Origin of the sequence: Pontibacter populi (assembly GCF_040278685.1) — a bacterium.
Classification (GTDB): domain Bacteria; phylum Bacteroidota; class Bacteroidia; order Cytophagales; family Hymenobacteraceae; genus Pontibacter; species Pontibacter populi.
Map to the genome: position 1 here is coordinate 129,156 of NZ_JBEOKT010000003.1, position 14,993 is coordinate 144,148.

Genomic DNA, 14,993 nt, shown 5'->3' on the forward strand with positions numbered 1-14,993 from the left:
CACAAATATTGCTATCAGAAACAGGGTAAAGGCCACCATTAACGAGAAGTATAATGCTTAACAGAATTATAGCCTTTTCAATACAGAATAAGCTCATCATCGGCCTTTTTGTGATCGCTTTAATTATAATTGGTGCCTACAACGTCTCCCGCCTTCCAATTGATGCAGTACCCGATATCACCAACAACCAGGTTCAGGTAATAACAGTTGCCCCATCGTTGGGTGCCCCCGATATTGAGCGTTTGGTCACCTTTCCGGTAGAGCAGGCCAACAGCAACATCCCAGGCATTAAAGAGATCCGCAGTTTTTCACGGTTTGGCCTTTCGCTGGTAACTATAGTTTTTGAGGATAATGTAGATGTATACTGGGCCCGGCAACAAGTGGCAGAGCGGCTGCAGACGGTAGCTTCACAAATTCCGGAAGGCATCGGCAACCCTGAACTTGGCCCTGTAACCACAGGACTGGGCGAAATTTACCAGTACATGGTCCGGCCAAAACCCGGCTACGAAGGGAAGTACGATGCCATGGAACTGCGCACCATACAGGACTGGATCGTGCGCCGGCAACTGCTGGGCGTGCCCGGCGTGGCCGATGTGAGCAGTTTTGGCGGTTACCTGAAACAGTATGAAATAGCAGTAGACCCTTCCCGGCTAAAATCCTATGGCCTGACTATAACCGATATTTTTACAGCGCTTGAAAACAATAACCAGAACACCGGCGGCTCATACATCCACAAAGGCGATGCCGTGCTTTTTATCCGAAGTGAAGGCCTGCTGGGCACCCTGGATGACATCCGGAGTATAGCTGTTAAAAGCACGGAAAACGGCTCTCCTGTGTACCTGCGCGATGTAGCCGAAGTAGATTATGGCCACGCCACCCGTTTTGGCGCCATGACCTATAACGACCAGGGCGAAGTAGCCGGCGCTGTTGTGATGATGCTGAAAGGTGCCAACAGCAACCAGGTCATTAAAGAAGTGAAAGCGCGCATCGAACAGATCAGCGAATCGCTGCCTGAAGGCGTTGTGATAGAGCCTTTCCTGGACCGTACCAAAATGGTAAATAACGCCATCAGTACCGTAGAAAAAAACCTGCTGGAAGGTGCCCTGATCGTGGTGTTTGTGCTGGTACTTTTCCTGGGCAACCTGCGGGCCGGGCTTATAGTTGCATCCGTTATTCCGCTGGCCATGCTGTTTGCCATAACCATGATGAACACCTTCGGTGTGAGCGGTAACCTGATGAGCCTGGGTGCCCTGGACTTTGGTTTGATAGTGGATGGTGCGGTAATTATAGTTGAGGCGGTTCTCCACACCTTTCATTTTAACAAGCGCTTTGCCACCACCGACCGCATCGATCAGGCACAGATGGATGATACGGTACAACAATCGGCGAGCCGCATGATGAACAGCGCCATTTTTGGACAGATCATCATCCTCATTGTTTACCTGCCTATACTTACCCTGCAAGGTATAGAAGGAAAGATGTTCAAGCCCATGGCCCAGACCGTAACATTTGCCCTGATAGGCGCTGCCATACTTTCGCTGACCTATGTACCGATGATGAGTGCGCTTTTCCTGAGTAAAAAAATTAACCACAAAGACACTTTCTCAGATAGAATGATGGGCCGTATTGAGAATTTTTACCAGAAATACCTCCGTCGCGTCATCGAATTCCCTAAAATGGTTATTGCTGGTGCTGTTCTGTTGTTTTCTGGCGCTGTACTGGTACTCTTATCTTTAGGTGGAGAGTTTATCCCTGCCCTGGAAGAAGGCGATTTTGCCGTTGATACCCGCGTACTGACCGGAAGTAATCTCAACACAACTATAAGATCGACACAACAGGCCGCAGGCATACTCTTAGACCGCTTTCCGGAAGTAGAGAAAGTGGTGACAAAGATCGGCTCCGGTGAGATACCAACCGACCCTATGCCCATCGAAGCCAGCGATATGATGGTGATCCTGAAACCGAAAAAAGAATGGACCTCCGCTAAAACATTTGATGAACTAGCCGAAAAAATGGGAAATGCCCTGCAGGATGTGCCCGGTATTACGGCTGGTTTCCAGTACCCGGTGCAGATGCGTTTTAACGAACTGATGACAGGTGCCCGGCAGGATGTGGTTTGCAAGATATTTGGGGAAGACCTGGATACACTGGCCCATTATGCCCAACGCCTCGGCCAGATAGCAACTACCGTGGAAGGCGCCACAGACCTGTATGTAGAGACGGTTACCGGCATGCCGCAGATCGTGATCAACTATAATCACGCTGCCATTGCCCAGCACGGCACCAACGTAGCCGACATAAACCAGACGGTTAATGCTGCTTTTGCAGGCGTAAGCAGTGGCCTGGTATTTGAAGGCGAACGGCGCTTTGACCTGGTAGTACGCTTAAAAGGAGAACTGCGGCAGAACCTCCCTGATGTGCAGAATCTGCTTATCCCGACACCATCGGGGCAACAGGTACCGTTGTACGTTTTAGCTGATGTTAAACTGGAAGAAGGCCCCTACCAGATACAGCGCGAAGATGCCAAACGCCGCATTATGGTTGGCTTTAACGTGCGTGGCCGGGATGTGCAGAGTATTGTGGATGAACTGCAGCAAAAGGTACAGCAACAGCTAGATCTTCCGCCCGCCTATTATGTGGTTTATGGCGGTGCATTCGAGAACCTGGAGGCCGCACGCCAACGCCTGACCGTAGCCGTTCCTGTTTCGCTGGGGCTTATATTCCTGCTGCTGTATTTTGCGTTCCGGTCGGTGCGTTACGGTTTGCTTATTTACTCGGCTATTCCCTTGTCGGCTATCGGGGGTATTTTTGCGTTGTGGTTGCGGGGTATGCCTTTCAGTATTTCGGCGGGTGTTGGGTTTATCGCTTTGTTTGGTGTAGCTGTCCTGAACGGCATTGTAATGATCGCGGAGTTTAACCGGTTGCGGCTGGCTGGTGGCTTAAGTTTAAAAGAAATCGTACTGGAAGGTACCAAAACACGCCTTCGCCCGGTTCTGATGACGGCCAGCGTGGCAAGTCTGGGCTTTTTACCTATGGCGCTTAGCTCCGGAGCCGGCGCAGAGGTGCAGCGTCCGCTGGCAACTGTAGTGATCGGGGGATTGATCGTTGCAACCTTGCTTACCTTATTCGTGCTGCCATCGCTTTACATCCTTTTCGAGAAAGCTGCGCACCATGATGACAAACCTATTACACCAGTAACGAAAGCGGTCGGAATTCTACTGCTGCTATTGCTCCCTAACCTGGCATCGGCACAGCAAACTATAACCCTGGAGCAGGCCATTGACAAAGCACAAAAACAGAACTCCCAACTACAGAACGAAAGACTACAGGCAGGAGCCGCACAAAAACTACAGGGTACTGCCTTAGATATTCCGCAAACTATAGTTGCCGGAGAGTATGGTCAGATAAACAGCACGTACAAGGATACCCGCTTAAACATATCGCAAAGCCTGAAATTCCCGACAGTATATGCCAGGCAAAAACAGTTATTGAAACAGGAATGGCAACAAGCTGTGCTTGCATCTGAGTTGAGTGTATTTGAACTGGAATGGCAGGTAACGCAACTATACTATGAGATGCTGTATGCCCGTGAAAAACAGAATCTGTTGCTTCGCACCGACAGCCTGTACAAAGAATTTCTGCGCACCGCCGAGCTCCGATTCAAACTCGGGTCCAGCAACATCCTTGAAAAAAATACTGCCCAGACACAGCGCGGCCAGGTAAGCCTGCAACTCCGGCAGCTCCAACAGGAAATAACAGACCTTCAGCAGCAGTTCCAGTTTGTGCTCAATACCGATACCGTTTATGTGCCTGCTGAACGCCCGTTAAAAATAGAATTGGCTATACAGAACGACTCAGCAACTATAGCTGCCCATCCGTATTTAAAACTGCTGCAGCAGCAACAGCAAGTCAGCCGGGCCAGCACAAAAGCAGAGCAGGCTCACCTCCTCCCCGATCTGCAAATTGGCTACAACAACCAAAGCATAAAAGGCATACAGAATGTGGATGGCGTAGAGCGGAATTTTACATCCTCCGACCGTTTTACCTCTGTAGAAGTGGGCATGGGTATTCCGTTGTTTTATGGGGCGCAAAAAGCACGGATACAGGCCGCCAGAATACAGGAACAAATCACCCGTAACAGCTACGATGCCGGAAAACTATCGCTTGAACTGCAGTTACAAAAAGCTGCGGCACAGTACCGGGTGGCTGCTGAAAACCTTGATTACTATGAAAAGACTGCCTTACCAAATGCTGCATCTATTATTAAAATTGCAGATGAGCAGTTCCGGGGCGGCGAAATTGATTACCTGGAATGGGTGCTGCTCACGAACCAGGCTATCGACCTGCAAACCAGTTACCTGGATGCTGTGCGCAACTATAACCTGACCATACTAGAAATAAAAGCCTTAACCGGAAGCAGATAAAGCCATGAAAAAGTTAAGCTATATATGTTTTATAACTGCCTTACTGGTAAGCTGCAGTTCGGAGCAACCAACAGAATCTTCGGTAGCTGAAAAGCCACAGGAAACCAACTTGGTGCAACTTACCCCGGCGCAAATGAAAAATGCAGGCGTGGCAACCGGAAAGGCCGAACTGAAAAAGGTAGCGTCGGTGCTGCAGGTAAATGGGGTAATGGAAGCGCCGCCTCAAAGTATGGTTTCGGTGAGCGTGCCGCTGGGCGGATACCTGAAAAAGACCACCCTGCTGCCAGGCATGCACCTTAAAAAAGGCCAGCTAATGGCAGAACTGGAAGACCAGGCCTACATACAACTGCAACAGGACTACCTTATAACCAAAGCCCGACTTGGCTACCTGAACAAGGAATATAACCGCCAGCGCGAACTGAACCAAAGTAAAGCTACCAGCGACAAAGTATACCAGCAAACCCAGTCCGAATACCAGAGCCAGCAGGTAATGCTGAAGGCACTGGCAGAAAAACTGCGCATGGTAGGCATTAACCCGAACCGGCTTACTAAGAATAACCTGACACGCACCTTAAGACTGTATTCGCCTATTGACGGCTATGTTACCAAAGTGAATGTAAACACCGGCAAGTATGTGGTACCAACCGATATACTTTTTGAACTGGTAGACCCGCGCGACCTGCACCTGATGCTTACCGTGTTCGAGAAAGACCTGGACAAACTGGAGATCGGACAGGAGGTGCTGGCTTACCGCGCTAACCAACCGGAAAAAAAGTATCCTGGTAAGATCATTTACATTGGCAAAGATGTAACCGACGACCGTGCCGTAGAAGTGCATTGCCACCTGGAAAAAGAAGATCCTGCACTGGTGCCCGGTATGTTTATGAATGCGGAGATTGAAGTTCAAAGCAGGGAAGCCTATACCTTGCCTGAGGATGCTATAGTGCGGTATGGTAATAAGCAATATGTGTTCGCAGCCAAAGACAATGGCGTTTTCGAGATGGTAGAGGCGCAGACAAGAAACTCCGAACATGGTTTTACGGCCCTGATGCCCGGCCCGGCTTTAAACCCGGAAACCCAGACCTATGTTACCGATGGTGCCTATGCCCTGCTTATGAAAATGAAGAACAAAGAAGAGGAATAGGTTAATTGTTATAACTCGATCTGGGGTAAAGTTTAAAATACGAAATGAAATTCTGTAAAAGTTTTTCTTAATTGTGTAAGTTTACCTGCGCATTAGGTTGTAACTTTGCTTATAAGTATAAACCGGAATATGAAACTATACCGCCAGATAGTACTGCTTGCTTTAACACTGCTGGTGTTCGTCTCCTCGACGGGCATTTCGGTGGGCATGCATTTGTGCGCTGGTGAGTTGCAGGATATTGCGTTGTTTGGCTCGGAAGCAGACTGCCCGATGGAGGAGCAGAAAGATAAGCAGCCAGCCTGCCACAAAGTACCTGCTACCGATGAAGCGGAATGCTGCGACGACCACACACTGGTTTTCGAGCACGATGACGCCGCATCAGATTCAAAATCACTTATACTTACCAAAACCTTAGACCTGAAATTTGTAGCTGCTTTTAAAGCCGTTATTCTTCAGTTCTTCGCTCTTGAGGCTGACCCTAAGCCTGCTTACGCTTTTTACGAAGCTCCCCCACTGGCCCGCGACATACCGGTGCTGGTGCAATCTTTCCTACTTTAATTTTATAGTTTCCGGATGCCATAGTTTGGCTGGCGTAGCTGTGTCTTTTTAAGCACGACAGGCGCTTTCCCTAGCTATAGTTCATAGTTGGCATCTCCCCGATTAAGCTGCTTTTCAGCAGTTCCTCAACTTCCTGTTAAGGTTAATCTTATACTTACATGATTGCGAAATTAATTTCCTTTTCGCTCCGTAACCGGTTTATCGTGCTGCTCATTTCAGCGGCGCTGTTCGGTTGGGGCTTATACTCGGTACAGACAAATAAGGTGGATGCCATTCCCGATCTGTCTGAAAATCAGGTGATCGTTTTTACCGAATGGATGGGCCGCAGCCCGCAGATCATCGAAGACCAGATCACGTATCCGCTTGTTACCAACCTGCAGGGCCTGCCCGAGGTAAAATATGTGCGCGGCAGCTCTATGTTCGGCATGAGCTTTATCTATGTCATTTTCGAGGATGAGACGGACGTGTACTGGGCCCGCGAACGGGTTTTAGAGCGCCTGAGCTCGGTTGGTAATATGCTGCCTGAAGGTGTCGCTCCTACTCTTGGTCCTGATGGTACGGGTGTAGGTCACATTCTCTGGTACACCTTAGATGCGCCCGGCATGGACCTTGGCGAGCAACGTGCCATCCAGGACTGGTATGTAAAATTCGGGTTGCAGAACGTGAAGGGCGTAAGTGAAGTGGCTTCGTTCGGAGGTTTTCAAAAGCAGTACCAGATAACGCTGGACCCGAATAAACTCACCTACTATAAGCTCTCCGTTCCGAAGGTTATCCAGTCAATCCGGTCAAATAACAACGAAGCTGGTGGCCGCAAATTCGAGCTTTCTGATATCGGTTACATCATTAAAACCACCGGTTATTTACAATCGGCTGAAGAGATCCAGAATATTGCGATTGCTACTAACAATACCATTCCGGTACGGGTGCGCGATGTGGCCACTGTGCAGATGACAGGCGAAAGCCGCCTGGGAATTTTTGACCTGAACGGCGAAGGCGAAGCAGTAGGTGGCATCGTGGTGATGCGCTATGGCGAGAACGCTGACGAAGTGATCGATAACGTGAAACTGAAGATGGAGGAAGTAGCAAAAGGCTTACCGGAAGGCGTGAAGTTCAACATTGTGTACGACCGCAGCGGCCTTATCAATGAATCCATCGACTCCATCAAGAAAACGCTGATCGAGGAAATGCTTGTTGCTTCCGTGATCGTGTTCCTGTTCCTGTTTCACTGGCGCAGTGCCCTGGTCATACTTATTCAGTTGCCGCTTTCAGTTGCCATCGGGTTTATACTTCTCAATGCATTCGGCATCTCTTCCAACATCATGTCGCTGACTGGTATTGCCCTTTCTATAGGTGTGATCGTGGACGATGCTATTGTGATGGTTGAGAACGCTTACCGGCATTTGGCAGATGCACAGAAAGGCAAAGAATGGATGGAAGAGGAATAGAATTTTGAAGGTGCTTCACTGTCATTTAGTGCTTAGCGAGAAATCTGTTTAGAATTCCAGATAGATCTCTCCTCACGTCGAGATGACAAAAAAAGAACAGTTAGTTATTCAAAATTCAATTATTCAAAATTGAATCAAAATGAAATTATCAAAAGAAGATAGAATCCGGATCATAGAGAAGGCCGCCAAACAGGTGGGGCCGAGTGTGTTCTGGAGTACCATTATAGTTATTACGTCGTTCCTGCCGGTGTTTTTGCTTACAGGCCAGGAAGGCAAACTGTTCGGTCCGCTGGCCTGGACAAAAACCTTTATACTTATAGTTGATGCCATTGTAGCCATTACACTTACACCGGTACTCATCTCCTTTTTCCTTAAAGGGAAGTTTAAAGAGGATAATGCTAACCCGATTAACAGGGCGCTGGAGCGGGTGTATGGTCCTTTGCTGCGGTGGTGCCTGAACTGGCGAAAAACAACTATTGGGGTAAACATACTTGCCCTGCTGGTTGCCATACCGATGCTGTTCAGTTTGGGTACAGAATTTATGCCGCCGCTGGATGAAGGCTCTATCCTGTTCATGCCTGTAACGCTACCGGATATTTCCAACGCCGAAGCCAAGCGCATTCTGCAGGTGCAGGACAAGATCATCAAATCGGTGCCGGAAGTGGAAAGTGTGCTGGGGAAAGCTGGCCGGGCAAGTACCGCCACCGACAACTCCCCTATCAGCATGATCGAAACTATTATTATGCTGAAACCGCAGTCGGAATGGCGCGAGGGCATTACCAAACAGGATATTATCCGGGAGCTCGACACAAAACTGCAGATACCGGGTGTGGTGAACGGCTGGACCCAACCTATCATCAACCGCATTAACATGCTGGCAACCGGTATCCGTACCGATGTGGGCGTAAAAGTGTATGGCCAGAACCTTGATTCTATAGCCTCTGTGTCGGAAAGAGTGCGAACAGCTTTGCGCGATGTGCCGGGTGTGAACGACCTGTATGTGGAGCCGATTACAGGTGGTAAATACCTCGAGATAGATATTAACCGCGAAGCACTTGGCCGCTATGGGTTGACGGTAGATGATGTGAACATGATCGTGGAATCTGCGTTGGGCGGAACTTCTATTGGCAACACCATCGAAGGTCGTCAGCGCTTTTCTATCAATGTTCGCCTGGCCCAGGAATACCGCAACAGCGTAGAGCGCATCCAGAGAATCCCGATCCAGACGGCTGCCTCCGGAACTATACCTTTATCCTCCGTAGCAACTATACGTTTTACAGATGGTCCGCCGATGATCAACTCTGAAAATGCGCAGCTGCGTGGGGCCGTGCTCTTTAATGTGCGCGACCGCGACCTGGGCAGCACCGTGAAAGAGGCCATGGAAAAGATCAGCAATGAAGTAACTGGTATACCAAGCGGCTATTACCTGGAGTGGAGCGGACAGTGGGAAAACCAGGTGCGTGCTACCCAGACATTGCAACTCATTATCCCGCTGGTAGTGCTCATCATCTTCTTCATCCTTTACTTCTCCTTCAACTCTCTGAAGGAAGCCTTTTTTAGTTTGATAACCATTCCGTTTGCGCTGATCGGGGGTGTATTTATAGTATACTTCTATGGCGTAAACCTGTCGGTGGCGGTAGCAGTGGGTTTTATTGCGCTGTTTGGTATGGCCATAGAAACGGGTATGCTAATGGTGGTGTACCTGAACGAAGCCATGAAAGAACTGGTGGAGCTGAAAGGAAATTCCCACGAAACTATAACTAAACAGGATATCCGTGACTTTGTATTCAAAGGCGCTGTAAAACGCCTCCGCCCGAAGATCATGACAGTATCTGTATCGCTGTTTGGCCTGATCCCGGTTCTTTGGGCAACTGGCGTGGGCACAGATGTAATGAAACCTATTGTACTTCCGCTGATCGGGGGTGTGTTTACCTCATCCATTCACATATTACTGGTAACACCTGTTGTGTTTGAGATGATAAAAGAATACGAATTAAGAAAACACGGCAAACTGGATATCTACGATGTTAAGCACTAAGAAATATACACTTTTAATTAGCTCTTTGAAGGGGGTTGTGGGATGTTTAGCATTTGCTCTCCTGCTTACTCTACTAACTATAGTTCCGGCCCGGGCACAACAACTACCGCAAACTATAACCCTGGACAGCGTGCTGCAACGCATCAGCAAAAATAACCCGATGCTGCAGCAGTACGACTACCGCGCCAAAGCCATGGATGCTTACGCCGAAGGAGCAAAAAGCTGGATGGCTCCTATGGTGGGCGGTGGTGTTTTTATGATTCCATACCCGGGCGCCGAAGTGATGAACGAAAGCGACAAAGGCTCTTTTATGATCTCTGCAGAACAAAGTATACCTAACCCGGCCAAGCAACGCGCCAAGCAAAAGTATATGCAGTCCAAAGCAGGTATTGAGCAGGCTTCTAAAGAAGTACAGTATAACGATCTGCGTGCACAGGCTAAAACCGCATACTATAACTGGGTGGTGCTGGAAAAGCAGTTGGATGTTTTAAAGGACAATGAGCGCATCATGGAATTTATGCTGAAAGTTGCCCGCATCCGCTACCCATACAGCCAGGGCAAACTGGGTAGTATCTATAAGGCCGAAGCCCGCCTGCACGAAGTACAGAACATGCAGGATATGGTGACAGCTCAGATAGCTCAGCAGAACACACAGCTGAATATGCTGATGGACCTGCCGCAGAACACGAACTATAAGATCGACACAACTATAGCTGTAACGCTACCGGCGGTACCACAGGGGACAGTAGATTCCACCTATTTGGCCAGTGCCCGAAGCGATATTCGCCAGCTCGACAGAACGATAGAATCGATGCAGTTGGGTGTTGAAATGGAAAAAAAAGAGCGTTTACCGGAGTTCAGCCTGCGTTTCGACCACATGTACCCGCGCGACAACATGATGCCGCAGCAGTATACCGCCATGGGCATGATCTCGATTCCGATCGCGCCATGGTCGTCGAAGATGTATAAGGCGAATACCAAAGCCATGAACCTGGAAATACAGGCCATGCAGCGGGAGCGCAAAGCCATGCTGAACGAAGCGGAAGGTATGGCCAAAAGTATGGCCCTGGAGCTAGGCAGTCTGCATCATCACCTGGAGAACTATACTACCAAGATCATCCCGGCACTGAAGAAGAACTACGATGTAACAATGCTGGCTTATGAGCAGAACAATGCGCAACTGCCAGAGGTGATCGATGCCTGGGAAGCCCTGAACATGGCGCAAATGGAGTATCTGCGTAACCTGCAGCAGCTCTACCAAATGACCGTGAACTACGAGAAAGAGATTGAGAGATAAATTGTGAATGAGCGAAGGTGTGCATGAGTGAATTAAAACTCTTACGCACACATTCACTCAATCACTCATTCAACATTAGACCATGAAACGATATTTGAACATACTTTTGCTGGTGCTGGCTATAGTTGTGGCTGCCTGTTCCGGGGATGACCATAACCATGCAGAAGGCGATACGGAATATACCTGCCCTATGCACCCTCAGATCGTGCAGAAAGAGCCCGGCACCTGCCCCATCTGTGGCATGGACCTGGTACCTAAAGCGGTGCACGGCGATGGCGTAGAAATTACAGAAGACCTGGCCTTTTTGCTGAAACCAACCAACAGCACTGTGGTTGCCAACATCTCCACTACTAAACCTGAGCAAAAAGCTATGGAAGCAACTGTACAGATGGATGGCATTATCACCTATGACCCGCGCCGTGTATTCTCGGTACCTGCAAAAGTTGGCGGACGCATTGAGAAGCTGTTTGTGAAGTATAATTTCCAGCCGATACGCAAAGGTCAGAAGCTGATGGAAATCTATAGTCCGGACCTGATTACGGCACAAAAAGAACTATTGTACCTAGTGCAATCGGCCCCTGAAGATAAGCAACTGATACAGGCAGCTAAACAGAAACTACAGTACCTGGGCGCTACGAACGAGCAGATAAACCGGCTGATCCGGAATGGGGAAGAAAGCTATACATTTGCTGTTTACAGCCCTTACGACGGCTATGTGGTTGACCTGAATGCATCGGCCCCGACAGCAACACCCGGCATGGCTCCGGCACCTGCTGCAAGCGCTGGAGGAGGAATGGATGCTATGGGCGGAGGAAGCAGCGCAGCTTCTACAACTCCAACACCAACAACCCCGGCCGGACAAACCATACAGCTTCGAGAAGGCATATACGTAACTGTTGGTCAACCACTGTTACGGGTGGTAAATGCGGAGCAACTATGGGCAGAGTTTAATGTGCCTGCCGGTGAAATGAGCTCGTTAGCCAAAGGCTCTCCTATCGTGATATCGTTCCCGCAACTGCCCGGCGAAAAGCTGGAGGGAAAAGTAGATTTCTTTCAACCATTTTTTGATGAAGGCGAGAATTTTGCAAAGGTGCGGGTATACCTGCCGGGCAGTAATAAGCTGGTTATGGTAGGCCAGTTAGTGACAGGTGAGGCCACTTTCGAAACAGATTCAGCATTATGGGTGCCGAAGGAAGCGGTTCTTAATATCGGCACTAAAAATGTAGCTTTCAGAAAGGTAAATGGAGTTTTTGAGCCTGTAAATGTAACTATAGGAACCGATGCCGGCAAAGAAGTACAGATCATTTCCGGGTTAAAAGAGACAGATACGATCGCTGCAAATGCGCAGTTCCTGGTTGATAGCGAAAGCTTTATAAAAGTAGGTAAATAAAATTGTGAATGAGCGCATGTGTGCAGAAGTGAATATCAAAACTTACTCACACATTCACTCATCCACTCATTCAAAATTAAACATGAGACGATATCTGAACATACTTTTCCTGCTGGTGGCTATAGTTGTAGCGGCCTGCTCCACGGAAGAAAAATCGCATGCAGAAGGTGAATCGGCTACCTATACCTGCCCGATGCACCCCCAGATCGTGCAGGATAAGCCCGGCACCTGCCCTATCTGTTTTATGGACCTGGTACCTGTTTCACAATCCGGGAAAGAGAACGGGGAACTGATGCTGAGCGAAAGCCAGATCGCGTTAGGAAACATTAAAACCAAACGCGTGAAATCAGGATCAGTGGGTGGCGAGGCTATACTTACCGGCAAACTAGTTCTTGATGAAACACAGACCGATGTAATAAGCAGCCGCGTTGCCGGCCGGGTGGAGAAACTATACCTGAAAGAGAACGGACAAACTATAAAAAAAGGCCAGCCGCTTTACGAACTATACTCCGAAGAACTCCTGACCCTACAACGCGAATACCTGCTGGCCCTGGCACAGAACCGTGAGCTTGGCAAAGAGAATCCGAGGTTTGCCTCGTTCCTGGAGGCTGCTAAAAAGAAGCTATTACTCTATGGTTTAACCGAAGGCCAGATCCGTACGCTTGCCCGAACCGAGCAGCTTAGTCCGCGCATTACGTTTGTGGCTCCTGCTGGTGGTGTAGTTACCGAAGTAGCAGCCGCCGAAGGCCAGTATGTTGCAGAAGGCAGTGTACTTTACAGGCTGGGTAAACTGGGTAAGATCTGGGTTGAAGCCGAACTATACCCACAGGAAGTAGCCAATGTAAAAGAAGGCGATCCGATCGGTGTGTCTGTAGAAGGATTCGGGCAGGAGCCTGTTACAGCCAAAGTTACGTTTATCAGTCCGGAGTTCAGGGCGGGCAGCCAGGTCGCTATACTTCGTGCCGAGCTGCCAAACCCGGACGACGAGTATTTACCGGGCATGCAGGCCAATGTAATTATCCCGAATACGGAAACAAAAGGAACGCCCCTTATCCTGCCGACAGATGCCGTGATACGGGATGAAAAAGGCGCGCATGTATGGGTGCAATCAGGCAAAAACACCTTCCGGGCCCGAATGGTAACCTTAGGCGAGACGAGCGCAGACAACGTGGCAATTCTGTCCGGGCTGAAAGAAAATGAAAAAGTAGTGGTATCGGGGGCTTACCTGCTTTACAGTGAGTTTGTGCTTAAAAAAGGCGCTGACCCGATGGCCGGTCATCAACATTAAACTATACCTGCTATGAGAGATTGCTGCAAAACCGGAGACGAGCAGGAACCTAATAAGAACAACTGGCCAAAACGGCTTCTTTACCTTGCAATTCTACTGGCCTTAGGGCTGGTAATTTTTGAACAGATCAATTTTTAACCTATAGTTTAACCCATGAAAAAGAACCTGAATTATATCGTTGTAGTTGCTGCTGTACTGTTTGTTTCGTGCTCTTCAGAAAAAGCACCTCAGACACAGGCTGCTACCACTTCCGAAACATCAACAGAAATGTCCTCTGCCAGCCATGCCGGCCATATGGCTTCCACAGCTGCTACAGCCCAACAAGCAACTGAACTGATGACTGCAGACGGATTACCGAAAGACCTGGTTTGCATGGTGAACAATGCGTACATGGGCGGCAAAACTCAGTTCCCGGTTCCTTTTGACGATAAGATGTATTACGGCTGCTGCGAGATGTGTGTAAAAACTATAAAAAATGATCGCGGAGTACGTTTTGCAAAAGATCCGGTAACAGGCCAGGAAGTAGACAAGTCTGAAGCATTTATTGCTCTTAAACCCGGTGGTGCCAATGGCGATGTATTATACTTTGCATCCGAGGAGAACTATAAAAAGTACGTACAGTAACTCTTGTTGTCGGCAGCGATCATCAACACATAACAGAGATACTACTTTAAAAATGAATTCTTAACTTTAAACTTTATATCAACCAAGTAAACGATCATGAAAAAAACGTTTGTAGCAGCTGCGCTTGCAGCATTTGTATTTGCATCTTGTTCTGATACCAAGCAGGAAACTGTTGCAGAAACTGATAACATGGAACACCACGAAGGCATGGCGCACGGCGATGAGATGCCTGCTGAAAGCAAAGTAGTGGTAGAAACTCCGGATTACACCGCAGTGGCTGCACCGGTAAAAGAACAGTTAACAGTTGTAGTGGATAATTACCTGAAACTGAAAGATAACCTGGTAGCCTCTGACGCACAAAAAGCGCAGGCAGATGCCAAAGCTATAGTTGAAGCCGCCAATAAAGTAGAAGTTGCAGGCCTGGAAGGTGAACAGAAAACCTTTGCTGAAGAAAAACTAAGCGAAGTAAAACAGGCCGCTTCTGCTATGGCAGAGTCTGCTGACCTGGCGCTGCAGCGTGCACAGCTGGAGTTACTTTCTGAGGCTACGTTTGCATTAACCAAAGCTTTTGGCGCAGCCAACCAGACACTTTACTACCAGCATTGCCCAATGGCCAACAACGACCAGGGCGCTTACTGGTTAAGCTCTAATGAGGAGATCCGTAACCCATATTTCGGCGACCAGATGCTGAAGTGCGGAAGCAACGAAGAGGTTTACAAAAAGTAAATTTATAGTTACAGCAATAAGAAGAGGCGCCCATAAGGTGCCTCTTTTTCTTTACAGGG

The 14,993-nt window shown here is 48.6% G+C and carries 10 protein-coding genes; all 10 read left to right on the forward strand.

All coding sequences use genetic code 11. The features are described 5' to 3' along the window. The first annotated feature begins 53 nt into the window (after window positions 1–53). The 10 genes from ABS362_RS04045 to ABS362_RS04090 all read left to right on the forward strand — a co-directional run bounded on the left by ABS362_RS04045 (window position 54) and on the right by ABS362_RS04090 (window position 14,934). Window positions 54–4,424, forward strand: a complete 4,371-nt coding sequence (locus ABS362_RS04045) for a CusA/CzcA family heavy metal efflux RND transporter (RefSeq protein WP_350411021.1) — start codon at window positions 54–56, stop codon at window positions 4,422–4,424. Between the two features lie 4 nt (window positions 4,425–4,428). Beyond that, window positions 4,429–5,568, forward strand: coding sequence for an efflux RND transporter periplasmic adaptor subunit (locus ABS362_RS04050; protein ID WP_350411022.1), 1,140 nt, complete (start codon window positions 4,429–4,431; stop codon window positions 5,566–5,568). A gap of 129 nt (window positions 5,569–5,697) precedes the next feature. Further along, a complete protein-coding gene (locus ABS362_RS04055) occupies window positions 5,698–6,126 on the forward strand; it encodes an HYC_CC_PP family protein (protein ID WP_350411024.1) in 429 nt (142 codons plus the stop codon). Between the two features lie 158 nt (window positions 6,127–6,284). Beyond that, window positions 6,285–7,571 carry an efflux RND transporter permease subunit gene (locus tag ABS362_RS04060; RefSeq protein ID WP_350411025.1) on the forward strand — a complete coding sequence of 429 codons (1,287 nt, stop codon included), beginning with the start codon at window positions 6,285–6,287 and terminating at the stop codon, window positions 7,569–7,571. 139 nt (window positions 7,572–7,710) lie between these two features. Then, window positions 7,711–9,609: an efflux RND transporter permease subunit gene (locus tag ABS362_RS04065; protein ID WP_350411026.1), complete on the forward strand. Its 1,899-nt coding sequence runs from the start codon at window positions 7,711–7,713 to the stop codon at window positions 9,607–9,609. A gap of 37 nt (window positions 9,610–9,646) precedes the next feature. Beyond that, window positions 9,647–10,906 carry a TolC family protein gene (locus ABS362_RS04070; RefSeq protein ID WP_350411027.1) on the forward strand — a complete coding sequence of 420 codons (1,260 nt, stop codon included), beginning with the start codon at window positions 9,647–9,649 and terminating at the stop codon, window positions 10,904–10,906. A gap of 82 nt (window positions 10,907–10,988) precedes the next feature. Next, on the forward strand, window positions 10,989–12,296 hold the full coding sequence (locus ABS362_RS04075; RefSeq protein ID WP_350411028.1) for a heavy metal-binding domain-containing protein: 1,308 nt from the start codon (window positions 10,989–10,991) through the stop codon (window positions 12,294–12,296). 82 nt (window positions 12,297–12,378) lie between these two features. Then, entirely contained in the window at window positions 12,379–13,584 is a 1,206-nt protein-coding gene (locus ABS362_RS04080; protein ID WP_350411029.1) for an efflux RND transporter periplasmic adaptor subunit, read from the forward strand. A 153-nt stretch (window positions 13,585–13,737) separates the two neighbouring features. Further along, the gene (locus ABS362_RS04085; RefSeq protein WP_350411030.1) at window positions 13,738–14,208 is read left to right on the forward strand and encodes a hypothetical protein; all 471 of its coding nucleotides are present in this window, start codon (window positions 13,738–13,740) and stop codon (window positions 14,206–14,208) included. A 96-nt stretch (window positions 14,209–14,304) separates the two neighbouring features. Beyond that, complete coding sequence (locus ABS362_RS04090; protein WP_350411031.1) at window positions 14,305–14,934, forward strand: DUF3347 domain-containing protein; 630 nt, start codon at window positions 14,305–14,307, stop codon at window positions 14,932–14,934. The last annotated feature ends 59 nt before the right edge of the window (window positions 14,935–14,993 follow it).